General features: G+C 74.9%; 14 protein-coding genes and 2 tRNA genes. 9 read left to right on the forward strand and 7 right to left on the reverse strand.

The window, feature by feature from the left end; all coding sequences use genetic code 11:
- Window positions 1-143: 143 nt before the first annotated feature.
- Entirely contained in the window at window positions 144-818 is a 675-nt protein-coding gene (locus ACFY7H_RS29875) for an intradiol ring-cleavage dioxygenase (protein ID WP_388944365.1), read from the reverse strand.
- A gap of 253 nt (window positions 819-1071) precedes the next feature.
- Between ACFY7H_RS29875 and ACFY7H_RS29880 the strand changes: the two genes are divergently transcribed.
- Window positions 1072-1344, forward strand: a complete 273-nt coding sequence (locus ACFY7H_RS29880; RefSeq protein ID WP_388944554.1) for a hypothetical protein — start codon at window positions 1072-1074, stop codon at window positions 1342-1344.
- Here the strand turns inward: ACFY7H_RS29880 and ACFY7H_RS29885 are convergent.
- Both ACFY7H_RS29885 and ACFY7H_RS29890 read right to left on the reverse strand, forming a co-directional pair.
- Entirely contained in the window at window positions 1303-1911 is a 609-nt protein-coding gene (locus tag ACFY7H_RS29885) for a CGNR zinc finger domain-containing protein (protein WP_388944368.1), read from the reverse strand. The genes ACFY7H_RS29880 and ACFY7H_RS29885 overlap by 42 nt on opposite strands.
- A 210-nt stretch (window positions 1912-2121) precedes the next feature.
- On the reverse strand, window positions 2122-2535 hold the full coding sequence (locus ACFY7H_RS29890; protein WP_030011909.1) for an SsgA family sporulation/cell division regulator: 414 nt from the start codon (window positions 2533-2535) through the stop codon (window positions 2122-2124).
- Between the two features lie 177 nt (window positions 2536-2712).
- On the opposite strand from ACFY7H_RS29890, the gene ACFY7H_RS29895 reads away from it, so the two are divergent.
- On the forward strand, window positions 2713-3150 hold the full coding sequence (locus tag ACFY7H_RS29895) for a TIGR02611 family protein (RefSeq protein ID WP_388944371.1): 438 nt from the start codon (window positions 2713-2715) through the stop codon (window positions 3148-3150).
- A 69-nt stretch (window positions 3151-3219) separates the two neighbouring features.
- A tRNA-Val gene (locus tag ACFY7H_RS29900) sits at window positions 3220-3291 on the forward strand.
- Between the two features lie 68 nt (window positions 3292-3359).
- On the opposite strand, the gene ACFY7H_RS29905 is transcribed toward ACFY7H_RS29900, so the two are convergent.
- On the reverse strand, window positions 3360-5720 hold the full coding sequence (locus ACFY7H_RS29905; RefSeq protein WP_388944374.1) for an SCO7613 C-terminal domain-containing membrane protein: 2361 nt from the start codon (window positions 5718-5720) through the stop codon (window positions 3360-3362).
- A gap of 117 nt (window positions 5721-5837) precedes the next feature.
- Between ACFY7H_RS29905 and ACFY7H_RS29910 the strand changes: the two genes are divergently transcribed.
- Window positions 5838-6311, forward strand: a complete 474-nt coding sequence (locus ACFY7H_RS29910) for an SRPBCC family protein (protein ID WP_388944377.1) — start codon at window positions 5838-5840, stop codon at window positions 6309-6311.
- A 38-nt stretch (window positions 6312-6349) separates the two neighbouring features.
- Window positions 6350-6421 (forward strand) — tRNA-Val (locus tag ACFY7H_RS29915).
- A 98-nt stretch (window positions 6422-6519) separates the two neighbouring features.
- Here the strand turns inward: ACFY7H_RS29915 and ACFY7H_RS29920 are convergent.
- Window positions 6520-7245: a 3'-5' exonuclease gene (locus ACFY7H_RS29920; protein ID WP_388944380.1), complete on the reverse strand. Its 726-nt coding sequence runs from the start codon at window positions 7243-7245 to the stop codon at window positions 6520-6522.
- A 221-nt stretch (window positions 7246-7466) separates the two neighbouring features.
- On the opposite strand from ACFY7H_RS29920, the gene ACFY7H_RS29925 reads away from it, so the two are divergent.
- From ACFY7H_RS29925 to ACFY7H_RS29935, 3 genes are all read left to right on the forward strand, one after another.
- Window positions 7467-8045 carry a DUF4365 domain-containing protein gene (locus tag ACFY7H_RS29925; RefSeq protein WP_388944383.1) on the forward strand — a complete coding sequence of 193 codons (579 nt, stop codon included), beginning with the start codon at window positions 7467-7469 and terminating at the stop codon, window positions 8043-8045.
- Window positions 8045-9253, forward strand: a complete 1209-nt coding sequence (locus ACFY7H_RS29930) for a hypothetical protein (RefSeq protein WP_388944386.1) — start codon at window positions 8045-8047, stop codon at window positions 9251-9253. Before ACFY7H_RS29925 ends, ACFY7H_RS29930 begins: the two co-directional genes overlap by 1 nt.
- A gap of 232 nt (window positions 9254-9485) precedes the next feature.
- On the forward strand, window positions 9486-10193 hold the full coding sequence (locus ACFY7H_RS29935) for an SDR family NAD(P)-dependent oxidoreductase (RefSeq protein ID WP_388944389.1): 708 nt from the start codon (window positions 9486-9488) through the stop codon (window positions 10191-10193).
- A gap of 57 nt (window positions 10194-10250) precedes the next feature.
- Here the strand turns inward: ACFY7H_RS29935 and ACFY7H_RS29940 are convergent, their stop codons facing one another.
- Together ACFY7H_RS29940 and ACFY7H_RS29945 are read right to left on the reverse strand one after the other, a co-directional pair.
- Window positions 10251-10928: a hypothetical protein gene (locus tag ACFY7H_RS29940; protein WP_388944392.1), complete on the reverse strand. Its 678-nt coding sequence runs from the start codon at window positions 10926-10928 to the stop codon at window positions 10251-10253.
- A gap of 80 nt (window positions 10929-11008) precedes the next feature.
- Window positions 11009-11476, reverse strand: a complete 468-nt coding sequence (locus tag ACFY7H_RS29945) for a GNAT family N-acetyltransferase (protein ID WP_388944394.1) — start codon at window positions 11474-11476, stop codon at window positions 11009-11011.
- Window positions 11477-11672: 196 nt separating this feature from the next.
- Here ACFY7H_RS29945 and thrS point away from each other — a divergent pair, with 196 nt between their 5' ends.
- A complete protein-coding gene (gene thrS, locus ACFY7H_RS29950) occupies window positions 11673-13649 on the forward strand; it encodes a threonine--tRNA ligase (protein WP_388944397.1) in 1977 nt (658 codons plus the stop codon).

Below are 13649 nucleotides of genomic sequence, written 5' to 3' on the forward strand. Positions count from 1 at the left end.
TCCGTGCGGTGAGTTCCTAGACAGCTCCCACCACACCGGAGGTCTTCGCCATGTTCAAGACCAGCCGAGTGTCAACAACGCTCGTGATCAATACATCTAGGCCCTGTCGTCAAAGTCCCGCGTGGCGGCGCTGCTTTGACGGCCTAGCGGACGCCCACCGTGAACGCGGCGCGGTAGCCGGAGCCGTCGGGGGTGGGGGAGAGGGTCATCTTCCCGGCGGCGGCCCGGAAGCGGTCGTCGTGCGCGTTGGGGTCGCGGGGGGCCTTGCGGCGCGCGTACGGCTGCCGTCCGTAGACCTCCCTCAGGAAGGTGTCGGGCAGGAAGAACTGCGAGGTCGTCTCGGAGCGCCCGTCGGGGCGGACCTTGAAGTGGATGTGCGGCGCCAGCCCCGCGTACCAGCCGGGCACGATCGTCCGGAAGGCGCAGCGGCCGGAGGCGTCGGTGACCTGGATCCCGCGCAGGTGCGTCTCCTTGCCCTCCGAGTACGCGCCTGCCGCGTCGGCCTGCCAGATGTCGACGGCGGCGCCCGCCAACGGCCGGCAGCCGTCCTTGACGCCCACCACGGTCAGCTCCAGCCGGAGCGGCACGCCCTCGCGGCCCTCCGTGACGTCCGAGCGGGTCCGGCTTCGGCCGGTGTAGTTCGGGCCCGCACCCGACGTCAGGGCCAGGACGCAGTTCGGAGCGGCTGCGCCCGTCGGTGCGGCTCTGCCGGGCGCGTCCGGACGGGCGCAGGCCGCGGTCAGCGCGGCGATACCGGCGGACCCGGCGGTCAGCAGGAGGGCCCGGCGGCTGGTCGGGAAGGTGTCCTCGTCGGTCATGCAGGCCTCTCGCGCGTGCGCCCGGGGCCGTCGCGCTGCGGACGGCCGCCCACCACGGCCACCGTGTCGCACACCGGCGGCCGGGCCCGCGACCGACACACGGCCGACCGGGTCCTCGTAGCGGATGGGGGGCGGCGCGCGGGGGAGAAGCCGCGGGCAACCACCTGAACTGACGAGAGACGGTGAACCGCCGGGGTGATCATGGCCGTGTTGCGGGCCTGGCCGGTGCGGGCTGCGCGATCATCGGCCCGACATGCTCGACACATCGCAGGGTGAGCCGCAGGCTCCCTCCTCCGAGGCCCCCATCGCCCGGGCCGCTGCCACTCTGGCATCCAAGGCCTCGCAGGCCACGACCGTCGCCAAGGCCGCGACAGCCTCCAAGGCCTCCACAGCGTCCACGGCCTCCGACGTGACGGAAGGGCGCGGATGTCTCTACGCGCTCTCCCAGCCGCCGCTGATGATCTTCCTAGCGGTGATCGGGACCCTACTGCTGCTCGCCGCCCTGCACGACCTCTATCTGCTCTGAGACCTCCGGGTGGACGTCCGCCTCCTTGCGGCGGGCCCGGTACGCGGCCACGTGCAGCCGGTTCCCGCAGGTGCGGCTGTCGCAGTAGCGGCGGGAGCGGTTGCGGGAGAGGTCCACGAAGGCGCGTCGGCAGTCCGGGGCCTCGCAGCGGCGCAGCCGTTCCCGCTCGCCGGAGACCACGATGAAGGCCAGCGCCATGCCGCCGTCCGCCGCCAGGTGGTCGCCGACCGAGGCGCCGGGCGCGAAGTAGTGGACGTGCCAGTCGTAGCCGTCGTGGTCGGTCAGCCGCGGGGTGGTGCCGGCCGTGGCCACCAGCTCGTTGATCAGTGCGGCGGCCGCACGGGAGTTCGGTGCCGCGAAGACCTGGGCGAACTTGCCCCGCACCGTCCGCACCCCGGCGAGGTCGCGCGCGCTCAGCTCGCCGACGTCGCTGATCGCGTACTCCTCGACGAAGCCGCGCAGCGCCGGGACGTCGGACAGCCGGTCGGGCCGGTCGGGCTCGGCCGCGGTGTTCACCAGCGCGACGACGACGTCGAGCGCGCGACGGGTGTCGTGGGGGATCTGCACGGGGTCGCTCCCTGGGGCCGGGCCTTGCGGCGGCGGGCCGCTGCCGCCCGCTGGGGGCCGACAATAGCGCCTACCGCCGGAAAGGTACCCGAGCACACCGGCGCCGCCCCCGCGGGTGGCTTCCGCGAGGACAGCGCCGGCACTGCCGTATGTGGTTGTCCCTCCCGCACCGTCGCCCCGAGTCGGACGGTGGGGGGCTGGGGGCCTGGCTCAGCTTTCGGCCAGGATGTGCGACAGCTCCTTGTCGAGGTCGAAGTGCCGGTGCTCGGTCCCGGGTGGGACCGCGGCGTCCGTCCGCTTGAGGAACGACTCGAGGGCTCGGGCGGGTGCCTCGAGCAGCGCTTCTCCCTCCGGTGAGCTCAGGGCGATGCAGACGACGCCCTGACCGTGGCTGCGGGACGGCCAGACGCGGACGTCGCCGGTACCGGTGGGCCGGTGGAGGCCCTCCGCGAGGAGGTCGCGGGCGAACACCCATTCGACCGTTTCCTCGGCGCCGGTGTGGAAGGTGGCGTGCACGGCGTAGGGATCGGCCGTGTCATACCGCAGGCCCGCGGGAACAGGCAGTGAGGACTCGCTCGACACAACGAGGCGCAGGTGCAGCTCGCAGCTGACCGTGGTGTTCATAAGCGCCAGGGCCTTTCGCTCAGTGTGCGCTCGGGGATTCGCACGTCGGCGAAATCGACATGCCACCTACGGTGCCGTTGTAAACCCCTCTGACCGTTTTGCGGACCTCTGGGTCCCTCGGACGGCGGATCCAAACCGGTATGCACGTGTGCTTCCGGCTCCGGTAGATTCGGTGCCATGAATACGGGGAGTGACCGCGGAACCAACGCATCCGCCAGCGGCGAGCCGACCGCCGAAGAGCCGGCGCACGAGTCGAAGGCGCCCGCCTTCATCAAGGCCAACCGCAGCCTGCACCTGAGCTGGCAGGTCGGCGTCTTCATCGTCGGCCTCGCCGTCATCGGCGCGGGCGTCGCCATGCTCGTCCTGCCCGGCCCCGGCTGGGTCGCGATCTTCGCCGGCCTCGCGATCTGGGCCACCGAGTTCGCCTGGGCCTCCCTCGCCCTGCGCTGGACCAAGCGCAAGGTCACCGAAGCCGCGCAGAAGGCCCTCGACCCGAAGGTCCGGCGCCGCAACGTCATCCTCACCAGCGTCGGCCTCACCATCGCGGCCGCGTTGATCGGCTTCTACCTGTGGAAGTACGGCCTCACCCTGCCGTGGAACCTCAAGGACCAGTGAGCCGGTCCGTACCGGCCCGGGGGCGGTCACGGAGCACCGCTGACATGCGGTAATGTTTGCGGTGCGTCCGGGCGATTAGCTCAGTGGGAGAGCACTTCGTTCACACCGAAGGGGTCACTGGTTCGAACCCAGTATCGCCCACCCGGAGCAGAGGCCCGGAGACTCGGAAGAGTCTCCGGGCCTCTGTCGTACCCGGCCGCGCGCCGCCCTCAGCGCAGCCGCCCGAACGCCTCCCGCAGCCTGCGCGCGTCCCGCAGCCGCTTCTCGTACGTCGCCCCCGTCACCAGCAGCAGCAGGCCCGCCAGTGCCGGCGGCAGCCAGCGCGGCAGTACGCCCGCCACCTGCACCACGTACGGCGCCAGCTCGTGCAGCGCCACCGCCGCCAGCGTCGCGCCACCCAGCAGCAGCGGCGCCTGCAGCCGGCGGTGCGCCCCCGCCAGGGTCACCACCAGCGCCGCCGCGCCCAGAAGCAGCGGACGCTGCCAGTGCGCGTCGCCCCAGGCGGCCACCAGGCTCGGCAACAGCGTCACCGCCAGCCCCGGCCCGTACGCGGACCAGGACGAGGCCCCCGGATCCCGGCGGCGGCGCAGCAGCCCCACCGCCAGCGCGGGCACCGAGACCGGCAGCGTGTACGCCTCCGGCACCGTCACCCCCGACGCCGCCAGCCGCACCCACGCGGCCGCCACGAACAGGGCCCCCGCCGCCAGGGCGGCCGCCCGCCGCTCCGGGCGCAGGGCCGCCCCCGCGCAGATCACCCCGGCCAGCCCGAGCACCAGCGCCAGCACCGGCGCGTCCCCCGCCGCGAGCGCCACCGCCACCGCCGGCACCCCGGCCGCCGCCGCCTCGGCCGGGACCCGGACCGGGCCCAGCCGGGGCGCCAGGGCCGCCACCAGGGCCGGGACCGCCAGGACCGCCACCGCCCGCCAGGACCAGCCCAGGCCCGCCACCGCGCCCAGCGCCAGCACCAGCGCCGCCGCGTACCCGACGGCGCCCACCGCGAAGCCCGCCCGTACGGGCACCGGCGCGGCCCTGTGAGCCGCCCCCAGCGCGCAGCCGGCACCCAGCAGCCCGAACACCGCGAAGGTGGCCGTACGGCCGTCCAGGGCGGCCAGGGACAGGTTCAGGGCCCCGAGGGCCGTGCAGCCCGCCGCGGCCCACCCGACGGCCCGCGCCCCCGGCCGCACCGCGACCCGCGAAGCCGCCACCCCGGCCGCCGCCGTCACCGCGAGCTGCGCGGCGAACACCGCCCCGGCCGGCGTGCCCGGCAGCAGCGGCGCCGCGAACAGCCCCGCCCACCCGCACACCACCGCCGACGCCCCGGCCACCGGCCGCGGCAGCACCCCGCCCGGCAGCCACAGAGCGCCCGCCGCGAGCAGCAGCGCAACCGCGAGCGCCGCCCCGGGCCCCGCCGGGTGCGGGGTCGTCCCGGCCCACACCTCGCGCAGCACCCCGGCCCGCGCCACCAGCACCACCGCCACCGCCGACAGCCCGGCCAGCGCCCCCGCGGCGGCCACCCCCGCGCCCGCCCGCAGCAGCCCCCGCCGCACCGGCTCCGGGACGGCCCCCGCCCGCACCGCCGCCGACAGGGCGAGCGCCGCCGCCACCCGCGCCGCCACCGCCCACCACACGGAGCCCGCCCCGGCCGGCACCAGCGCCCCCGCCGCCGACACCGCCGCCAGACCCCCCACCAGGGCGGCCGCCGAAGCCCGCGGCTCGCGCCAGGCCACCGCCACGCCCAGCACGCCCCCCGCCGCCAGCAGCAGCGCCGGACCGGCCGCCCCGGCCCGCGCCAGGGACAGCGCCAGCCCCAGCGCCAGCGCCGCCCCGCCCAGGACCCCCGAGCACACCCACGCCGGCACCCGTACCGCCCGGCGGGCCACCAGCACCGCCAGGCCCGCGTCCAGCGCCGCCGTCGCCAGCAGCGTCGCGCCGGCCCCCAGCGGGTCCGTCCCCGCCGCGGCCGCCGCCAGCGGCAACGGCAGCTGCGCCGCCCCCACCGCGGCGAGCGCCGGCAGCCGCAGCCCCCTCAGGGCCGCCCCGTACCCGGCCCAGAGGCCCGCCAGCGCGGCCGCCGCCCAGGCCGCGTACGCGACGCCGTCGGCGTCCGGCAGCCCGACCGCGTGCACCGCGTACGCGTCCAGCACCGTCAGCAGCAGCCCCACCCCCGCGACCGCCTCGGCCGTCGACCGCAGCCCGCGCCGCAGCAGCGCGGCGGGTGCCGCGAGCGCCGCCACCGTCACGGCCGCCAGCACCGCGGAGCGCCCGCCGATGCCCAGGGAGCCCCAGCTGACGAGGGTGAACGCCAGCGCCGCGACGGCGAGCAGCACCGCGCCGAGCGCCAGCAGCACGTTCTGGGCGCTCGGCTTCGGCGCCCCGGCCGGCGCGGACGGCGGGAACTGCGGGAACTGCGGGAACTGCGGGAACTGCGGGTGCGCCTGCGGCACCGGCTGGGCCAGCACGCGCAGCAGCCAGTCGCGACGGGCCAGCAAGTACACGCGCCGGGTGTCCAGTTGGGCCAGCTCGCCGTCGATGAGCGCCAGCTCCTGGGCCGGCGGCAGGGGGGAGTCCATAGCCGGAGTGTGGCGCCCGTCACGCCATCAGGACATGGGCGTGCCTACTCAGATCACCGCTGAGTACCTACTCGGGCCACCGCCCCGCACCGGCGCCCGCCGGGCCACACTGGAGCCATGCCCCGCTGGACGCACTACCGCTTCCGCAGCGTGTGGGACCTCGACGCCCCGCCCGCGCTCGTCTACTCCCTGCTGGCCGACCCCGCGGGCTACCCCGACTGGTGGCCCCAGATCCGCCGGGTCGAGCGGATCGACGCCCGTACCGGGAACGTCCTGATCCGCTCGGTCCTCCCGTACGGGATCCGCGTCACCCTCACCGAACTGCTCCACGACCCCGGGCGCGGGGTCCTCGAAGCGGCGCTGCGCGGGGACATCGAGGGCTGGGCGCGGTGGACCGTACGCCCCCGGGGCGCGGCCGGAGCCCTCCGCACGCGGGCGGTCTACGAGCAGGAGGTCGAGGTGCGGGCCGCCCCGCTGCGGCGGTTCGCGCTCGCCGGCCGGCCGCTGTTCCGGCTCAACCACGCACTGATGATGCGGGCCGGGCGGCGCGGCCTGCGGGCCCGGCTGGCCGCTCCGCCGGAAGCGGTTTGATCCGGCCCCGGGGCTCTTGTATTGTTCAGTGCGTTCCCGGGCGATTAGCTCAGCGGGAGAGCACTTCGTTCACACCGAAGGGGTCACTGGTTCGATCCCAGTATCGCCCACCGGGACAGGCCGGTCCGTCTGATGACGGACCGGCCTTCCGCATGTCCGGGGCCGTTCCGGAGCTCCGGAACCCGTCGGGCGGCCTGAGGCCGGCGGCTCAGGCCGCCTGCGGCAGGTCCGGACGCAGCGGCCAGTGCGGATCCACCGCCTCCGGAGTGCCCTGCCGGGCGTACCACGCCTGGAGCCCCCGCGCCTGCGCCGCGTGCCACACCGCCTGGAGGGTGTGCAGCTCAGCCGGGCTCAGCCGCTCCAGCCGCGCCGCGAACCGGCGCCCGACCGCCCGTACGACCTCCAGCGCCGCCTGCGCGTCCACCGAGGCGTCGTGCGCCCCCTCCAGGTCTATCCCGTAGTGCGCGCACAGGTCCGTCAGCGTGCGGCGGCCCTTGCGGTAGCGGTCCAGGTGCTTGTCCAGGACCCGCGGATCCAGCACCGTCAGCGGCCTGTTGTCCAGGTACCGCGCCAGCGAGGACGCCCGGTGCCGGCGCAACTCCCGGTCCAGCAGCGTCAGATCGAACGGCGCGTTCATCACCACCACCGGCCGCCCCGCCGCCTGCTGCTCGCCCAGCGCGCGGGCTATCTCCTCCACCACCGGCGCCGGCCAGCGGCCGTTGCGCTGGAGGTGCTCGTCCGTCAGGCCGTGCACCTCCGTCGCTCCCGGCGGCACCGGAACGCCGGGATTGACCAGCCACCGGGTGGAGCGGACCCGGCCGCCCGCACACTCCTGCACGACGAGCGCGGCGGACACGATCCGGTCCTGCTCGACGTCCACCCCGGTGGTCTCCGTGTCGAAAGCGGCCAACGGCCCCTCGTACCAGCGCGTCATGACGAACTCCTCGTTCCCGGTGGGCAGATGGGCCGCACCGGGCACCTCCGCCCACGGAGCGCGCCGACCCCCGCCGAATCCGTGATACCCGGCCTTTTCGCCCCGTACGCCGTTTGGCGGCACCCGGCTGCGGAGACAACTTCTGCGGGGGGTCGTACCCGTGACCACCCGTCACCCCCTCACCCGTTCACGGCAGAGCCGGAAGGCATGGGGAGCCGGCCATGGCGCTCACGCAGCCCGAACCGGGCGGGGTACCGCACGGACAGGGCGATCCGCCGACCGGACCGCTGCGCGGCACACTCGCCACCACCGCCTGCATGGAGACCCTCCAGGTGGGCTACCTCCACGCCGTCGCCGCCGCGGCCGGCTGCTCGCTCTCCCAGCCCTTTCCGGACAACGGCATCGACTGGCACGTGAGCCACGGCGCGCCCGAGCACGTCGTCGACGACGAGGTGACCATCAAGGTGCAGCTGAAGGCGACCTACCAGGTACCGCCCCGCCCCGCCGGGACCAGCTTCGGCTTCACCCTCGACAACGAGCACCTGGTGAAGCTGGCGCGGACGCCGGTCGCCGTCCACAAGATCCTCGTGGTGATGCTCGTCCCGCGGGAGCGGGAACTCTGGCTGAGCGCCGGGCACGACCGGCTCGACCTGCGGCACTGCTGCTACTGGACCAACCTCGCCGGGCACCCCGTCACCGGCAGGCGCCGCACCACCGTACGGATCCCGACCGGGCGGATCTTCGACGACCGGGCGCTGTGCGAGATCATGACCCGCGTCGGGTCGGGAGGGACACCCTGATGGACCGGTACCCGCCGCACCTCGAACCCCTGCCCCGCCCGCGGCCCGCCCCGGGCACTCCCGATCCGGGGCAGGTCGACCCGCAGGTCCTCGGGGCGCTGCTGCACCGCCACGGCTGGCTGAGGCGCGGCGGAGCGGCGGGCCGCTACGGGCGCTGGACCCCGCCGGACCGGGCCGGGACCAGCCTGCTCGTCCCCGAGAACCGGACCTTCCCCGACTGCGCGGACCTCCTGGAAGAGGCCCTGACCGCGCTCTCCCGCAGCGGGGTGCCCTCCGCGCGGGAGGTGCTCTTCGGGCTGAGCGTGCCCAGCGACGAGGTCCGCTGGGAGCGGGAGGTCCCGCCGGGGCCCTACGGGCTCCAGGGCGAGGCCGCATGGCCCGCGCAGGAGCGGCTGCGCTCGGCCGCCCGCCGGCTGCTGCTGGCCGGGGCCCTCGCCGACCGGGCCCGCGCCGGTTACTACGGCGCCCGCCACCGCGCGCAGGCCGAACGCTTCCTCGACGGGGTGCTGGTGGGGCCCGCCCCCGGCGGGCGCAGGCTCGCCGCGTACGTCCCGGTGGCCGCGGGGCGCGGGGCGGTGACGCGGCTGCACCACGCGCTGCACGCGGCCCGTGAGGCGGTGGACTACCGGAGGGCGACCGGCGGCATGGAGGCCTTCGACGCCGCGGTGGCCGCGGGGGTCAGCCGGGAGCTCGCCGAGGCGCTGATCGCGCTCGTACGGGGTTCGGAAGGGGCCCGGATCACACTGGCCTGGGCTCCCGCGGCGGGGGTTCCGGCCGGGTGCGCGGCGCGGCCCGAGCCGGTGGAGTTCTCACCGGGCGACCTGCCGGTGCTGCGCGAGGCCGCCGCCCGCTACACCCGGGCCGAGCCGGCCGTCGCCGTCCGGATCGCGGGGGCCGTGGTCCGGATGCGGCGCTCGGCGTCGCGCGGCGGGGGGACCGTCCGGCTGCGGGTGCTGTCGGGCGCGGAGGTCCCGTACGTCCGGGCCGCCCTCGACGAGGAGGGGTACCGCACCGCGGTCCACGCCCACCTGGCCGGGCTGCCGGTCCGGGTCAGCGGCCGGCTCACCCGCCGGGGCGGCTTCCGCAGGCTGGCGGGGGCCTCGGAGGTGACGCCGGTGCCGCTGGACGAGATGGAGCGGGACCGGCTGATGAAGTCCCTGGACGCGTCCCTCGACGCCGACGAGGTGCTGCCGTCGGACGGCGACTAGGGCGTTTCCCCTCGGATCACCTTGCCGACCTGGTGAGGACGGCGGCGAGGCGGGGTCCGGTGAGGACCGAGGCGGTCCTGCCGTACCGGATGGCCGGACCGCACCGCGCCGTGACGGTCCGTGGGGACTACGTCCACGGCCGGGCCCCCTCTGCGCCTTCGGCCCGATCCCCTCGCGCGGGGCGAGCCGTAACGTGCTCGCCGTACGGATCGTCCGCGCAAGGGGGAAGAGCATGAGCACCGCCGCACCGATATCGCTGGTCACGGGCGGCAACAGGGGCATCGGCCGCGAGACCGCGCGCCGGCTCGCCGGACTCGGTCACACCGTCCTGCTGTCCGCCCGCCGTCCGCAGGACGCCGCACGGGCCGTCGCCGGTCTGGCCCCGGGACTGCCCGGCAGGCTGCTGCCGTGCCGGCTGGACGTGACCGACGCCGACGAGGTCCGTGCCCTCGCCCGGCGCGTGGAGGAGGAGTTCGGGCGCCTCGACGTCCTCGTCAACAACGCGGCCGTCAACTACGACACCTCCCGGCGAGCCGTCTCCGCCGACCTCGACGAGGTCCGCCACACCCTGGAGACCAACCTCTTCGGCGCCTGGCGGACCGTGCGGGCGTTCCTGCCGCTGCTCCGCCGTTCGCCGCGCGCCCGCGTGGTGAACGTCTCCAGCGAATCCGGCTCCCTGGAGCTCATGTCCGGCGGCACCCCCGCCTACGGGGTTTCGAAGGCCGCCCTGAACGCCCTGACCCGCAAGCTCGCCGACGAGCTGCGCGCCGAGGGGATCCTGGTCAACGCCGTCTGTCCGGGATGGGTCGCCACCGACATGGGCGGCCCGGGCGGCGGCCCGGTCGGCGAGGGCGCCGCCGGCATCGTCCGGGCCGCCACCCTGCCCGACTCCGGACCCACCGGCGGCTTCTTCCGGAACGGCGAACCCCTGCCCTGGTAGAGGCATCCGGTGGTCGCGCCGTGGAGGCCCCGCGCCCCCGTCGGGGGGCGACGGACCCTACGGAGCGACCGGTGATGCCGTGTCCCCGGCCCTCCGGAGCTTGTCGCCCCCCAGGGGCGTGGCCGGGTCGCCCCTTTCCACCGTGACCGGGACACCTTCGGTGATCTGCTCCAGGCGGGCCTTCAGGTCCTTCGAGGCGGCTCCCTCGGCGGTGCTCGTCGCCACCACCCCGGAGGCGTCGGCGGCGGGCGAGAAGCTGTAGAGGGGGAAGGCGGGCCGCCCCTGGTCGGCGGTGAGCCGCTCCACGGCGGTGACGAGCGCGCGGTGGGTGTAGCGGCTCAGGTAGAGGTCCGCGCGGCCGGGGTCGACGGAGGGGTCGGCCTTCCCGGCGGCTTCCAGCAGCCGGCGGCCCCGGGCGAGGTCGGTGACGCACACCGCGACCCGCCCGGCCGGGCGGTCGGTGACGTGGGTGCCGTACACGTCGGCGAAGGCGCCGTACCCCTGCGCCGCGACGGCCTGCGACAGGCGTGCGGCCTCGGGGGTGTTCGCGGGCGTGCCGTCGACGGTGGCGGGCGGGGCGCCGGGCCCGGCGCGGTCGTGCCCGGGGCAGGCCGGTGCCCCCTCCAGGGACGGCGGCGCGGGCGGCTCGGCCGCCGGGCCGGAACCGCCGGGGGCCGAGCAGCCGCCGAGCAGCGCGGCGGCGAGACAGGCGAACGTGACGGCGGTACGGCGCATGGTTCCTCGATCCGGCTCGGTTCCCGCTTCGGGTGCCCCTGTGACGTGCCCGGCCGCCGGCCGGTTCCCCGGGCCGGCCGCTACGCGGTGCCGCGCAGGGTGAAGGAGGCCATCCGCAGGCCGGGGACGGGGGTGAAGTCCGCGCCCCGGGTGAAGCCGAGGCGTTCGTAGAGGGCGACCGCCGGGGCGTTGTCCGCGCCGGTGGAGACCTCGACGGGGCGGCCCGGGAAGAGCTCCGCGAGGGCGTGGCGCACCAGCAGCGAGGCGATGCCCCGGCGGAACCGGGCCGGGTCCACGCACAGCCGGTCGACGGACACGCCGTCCGGTGTCTCCTCCCAGGCCAGGAAGCCCGCGACCGCGCCGTCGCCGGTGACCGCGCCCAGCCAGCGCAGCGGCCGCGCCCGCATCGCCTCCAGGCCCTCGCGGAGCGCGGGGATGCCGTCGAAGCCGATCAGCTCCGCCTCCACCGCGTAGGAGGCCAGGCCCACCGCGTGCACGGCGGCCGCCGTCGCGTCGTCGGTGAGGTCCAGCGGGCGGAGCTGCGGCATGAGGGTGTCCCTTCGGGGGGTCGGACGGGAACGGCCCACGCTACCCCCGCCGCGCCGGGCTCGCCGGAGGTTTCCGGGCCGGCCCGGACCCGCCCCGGGGCCCCGGGGTTTAACCGTTTCGCGGCGCGGCCGCTCGGCTCGGTACGATTCAGGCGCGCGGCGTTCGCCCGCGTGCCCCCTGAGTCAGGAGAGACCGGTGTCAGACGTCCGTGTGATCATCCAACGCGATTCCGAGCGGGACGAGCGCGTGGTGGCCACGGGCACTACGGCGGCGGAGCTCTTCGCCGGCGAGCGCACCATCGTCGCCGCGCGCATCGCCGGTGAGCTGAAGGACCTCTCGTACGAGGTGCGGGACGGCGAGACCGTCGAGCCGGTGGAGATCTCCTCCGAGGACGGCCTCAACATCCTGCGCCACTCGACCGCGCACGTCATGGCGCAGGCCGTGCAGGAGCTCTTCCCCGAGGCCAAGCTGGGCATCGGCCCGCCGGTCCGCGACGGCTTCTACTACGACTTCGACGTCGCCAGGCCCTTCACCCCCGAGGACCTGAAGACCATCGAGAAGAAGATGCAGGAGATCCAGAAGCGCGGCCAGCGGTTCGCCCGCCGCGTGGTCTCCGACGAGGCGGCCCGCGAGGAACTCGCCGACGAGCCGTACAAGCTGGAGCTCATCGGCATCAAGGGCTCCGCGTCGACCGACGACGGCGCGAACGTCGAGGTGGGCGGCGGCGAGCTGACCATCTACGACAACCTGGACGCCAAGACCGGCGAGCTGTGCTGGAAGGACCTCTGCCGCGGTCCCCACCTGCCCACCACCCGCAACATCCCGGCGTTCAAGCTGATGCGCAACGCGGCCGCCTACTGGCGCGGCAGCGAGAAGAACCCGATGCTCCAGCGCATCTACGGCACCGCCTGGCCCTCGAAGGAGGAGCTGAAGGCCCACCTCGACTTCCTCGCCGAGGCGGAGAAGCGCGACCACCGCAAGCTCGGCAACGAGCTCGACCTCTTCTCCATCCCGGACGAGATCGGCTCCGGCCTGGCCGTCTTCCACCCGCGCGGCGGCATCATCCGCCGGGTCATGGAGGACTACTCGCGCCGCCGGCACGAGGAGGAGGGCTACGAGTTCGTCTACTCCCCGCACGCCACCAAGGGCGCCCTCTTCGAGAAGAGCGGCCACCTGGACTGGTACGCGGAGGGCATGTACCCCCCCATGCAGCTCGACGGCGGTACCGACTACTACCTCAAGCCGATGAACTGCCCGATGCACAACCTGATCTTCGACGCGCGCGGGCGCTCCTACCGTGAGCTGCCGCTGCGGCTGTTCGAGTTCGGCACCGTGTACCGGTACGAGAAGTCGGGCGTGGTCCACGGCCTGACCCGCGCCCGTGGCTTCACCCAGGACGACGCGCACATCTACTGCACCCGCGAGCAGATGGCCGAGGAACTCGACCGCACGCTCACCTTCGTGCTGAACCTGCTGCGCGACTACGGTCTGACCGACTTCTACCTGGAGCTGTCGACCAAGGACCCGGAGAAGTTCGTCGGCTCGGACGAGGTCTGGGAGGAGGCCACCGCGGTCCTCCAGCAGGTCGCCGAGAAGCAGGGCCTCCCGCTGACCCCCGACCCGGGCGGCGCGGCCTTCTATGGCCCGAAGATCTCCGTGCAGGCGCGCGACGCCATCGGCCGCACCTGGCAGATGTCGACCGTCCAGCTGGACTTCAACCTGCCGGAGCGCTTCGACCTGGAGTACACGGGCCCGGACGGCTCCCGCCAGCGCCCGGTCATGATCCACCGCGCGCTGTTCGGCTCCATCGAGCGGTTCTTCGCGGTGCTGCTGGAGCACTACGCGGGCGCCATGCCGCCGTGGCTGGCCCCCGTCCAGGCGGTCGGCATCCCGATCGGCGACGGGCACGTGGAGTACCTGCAGGAGTTCGCCGCGGCGGCGAAGAAGCAGGGCCTGCGGGTCGAGGTCGACGCCTCCTCCGACCGCATGCAGAAGAAGATCCGCAACCACCAGCGCATGAAGGTTCCGTTCATGATCATCGTCGGTGACGAGGACATGGCCGCGGGCACCGTCTCCTTCCGCTACCGCGACGGCTCGCAGGAGAACGGCATCCCGAAGGACGAGGCGCTGGCCAAGCTGGCCAAGGTCGTCGCCGACCGCGTCCAGGTCTGA

The organism is Streptomyces sp. NPDC012794 (assembly GCF_042901085.1).
Lineage (GTDB): Bacteria > Actinomycetota > Actinomycetes > Streptomycetales > Streptomycetaceae > Streptomyces.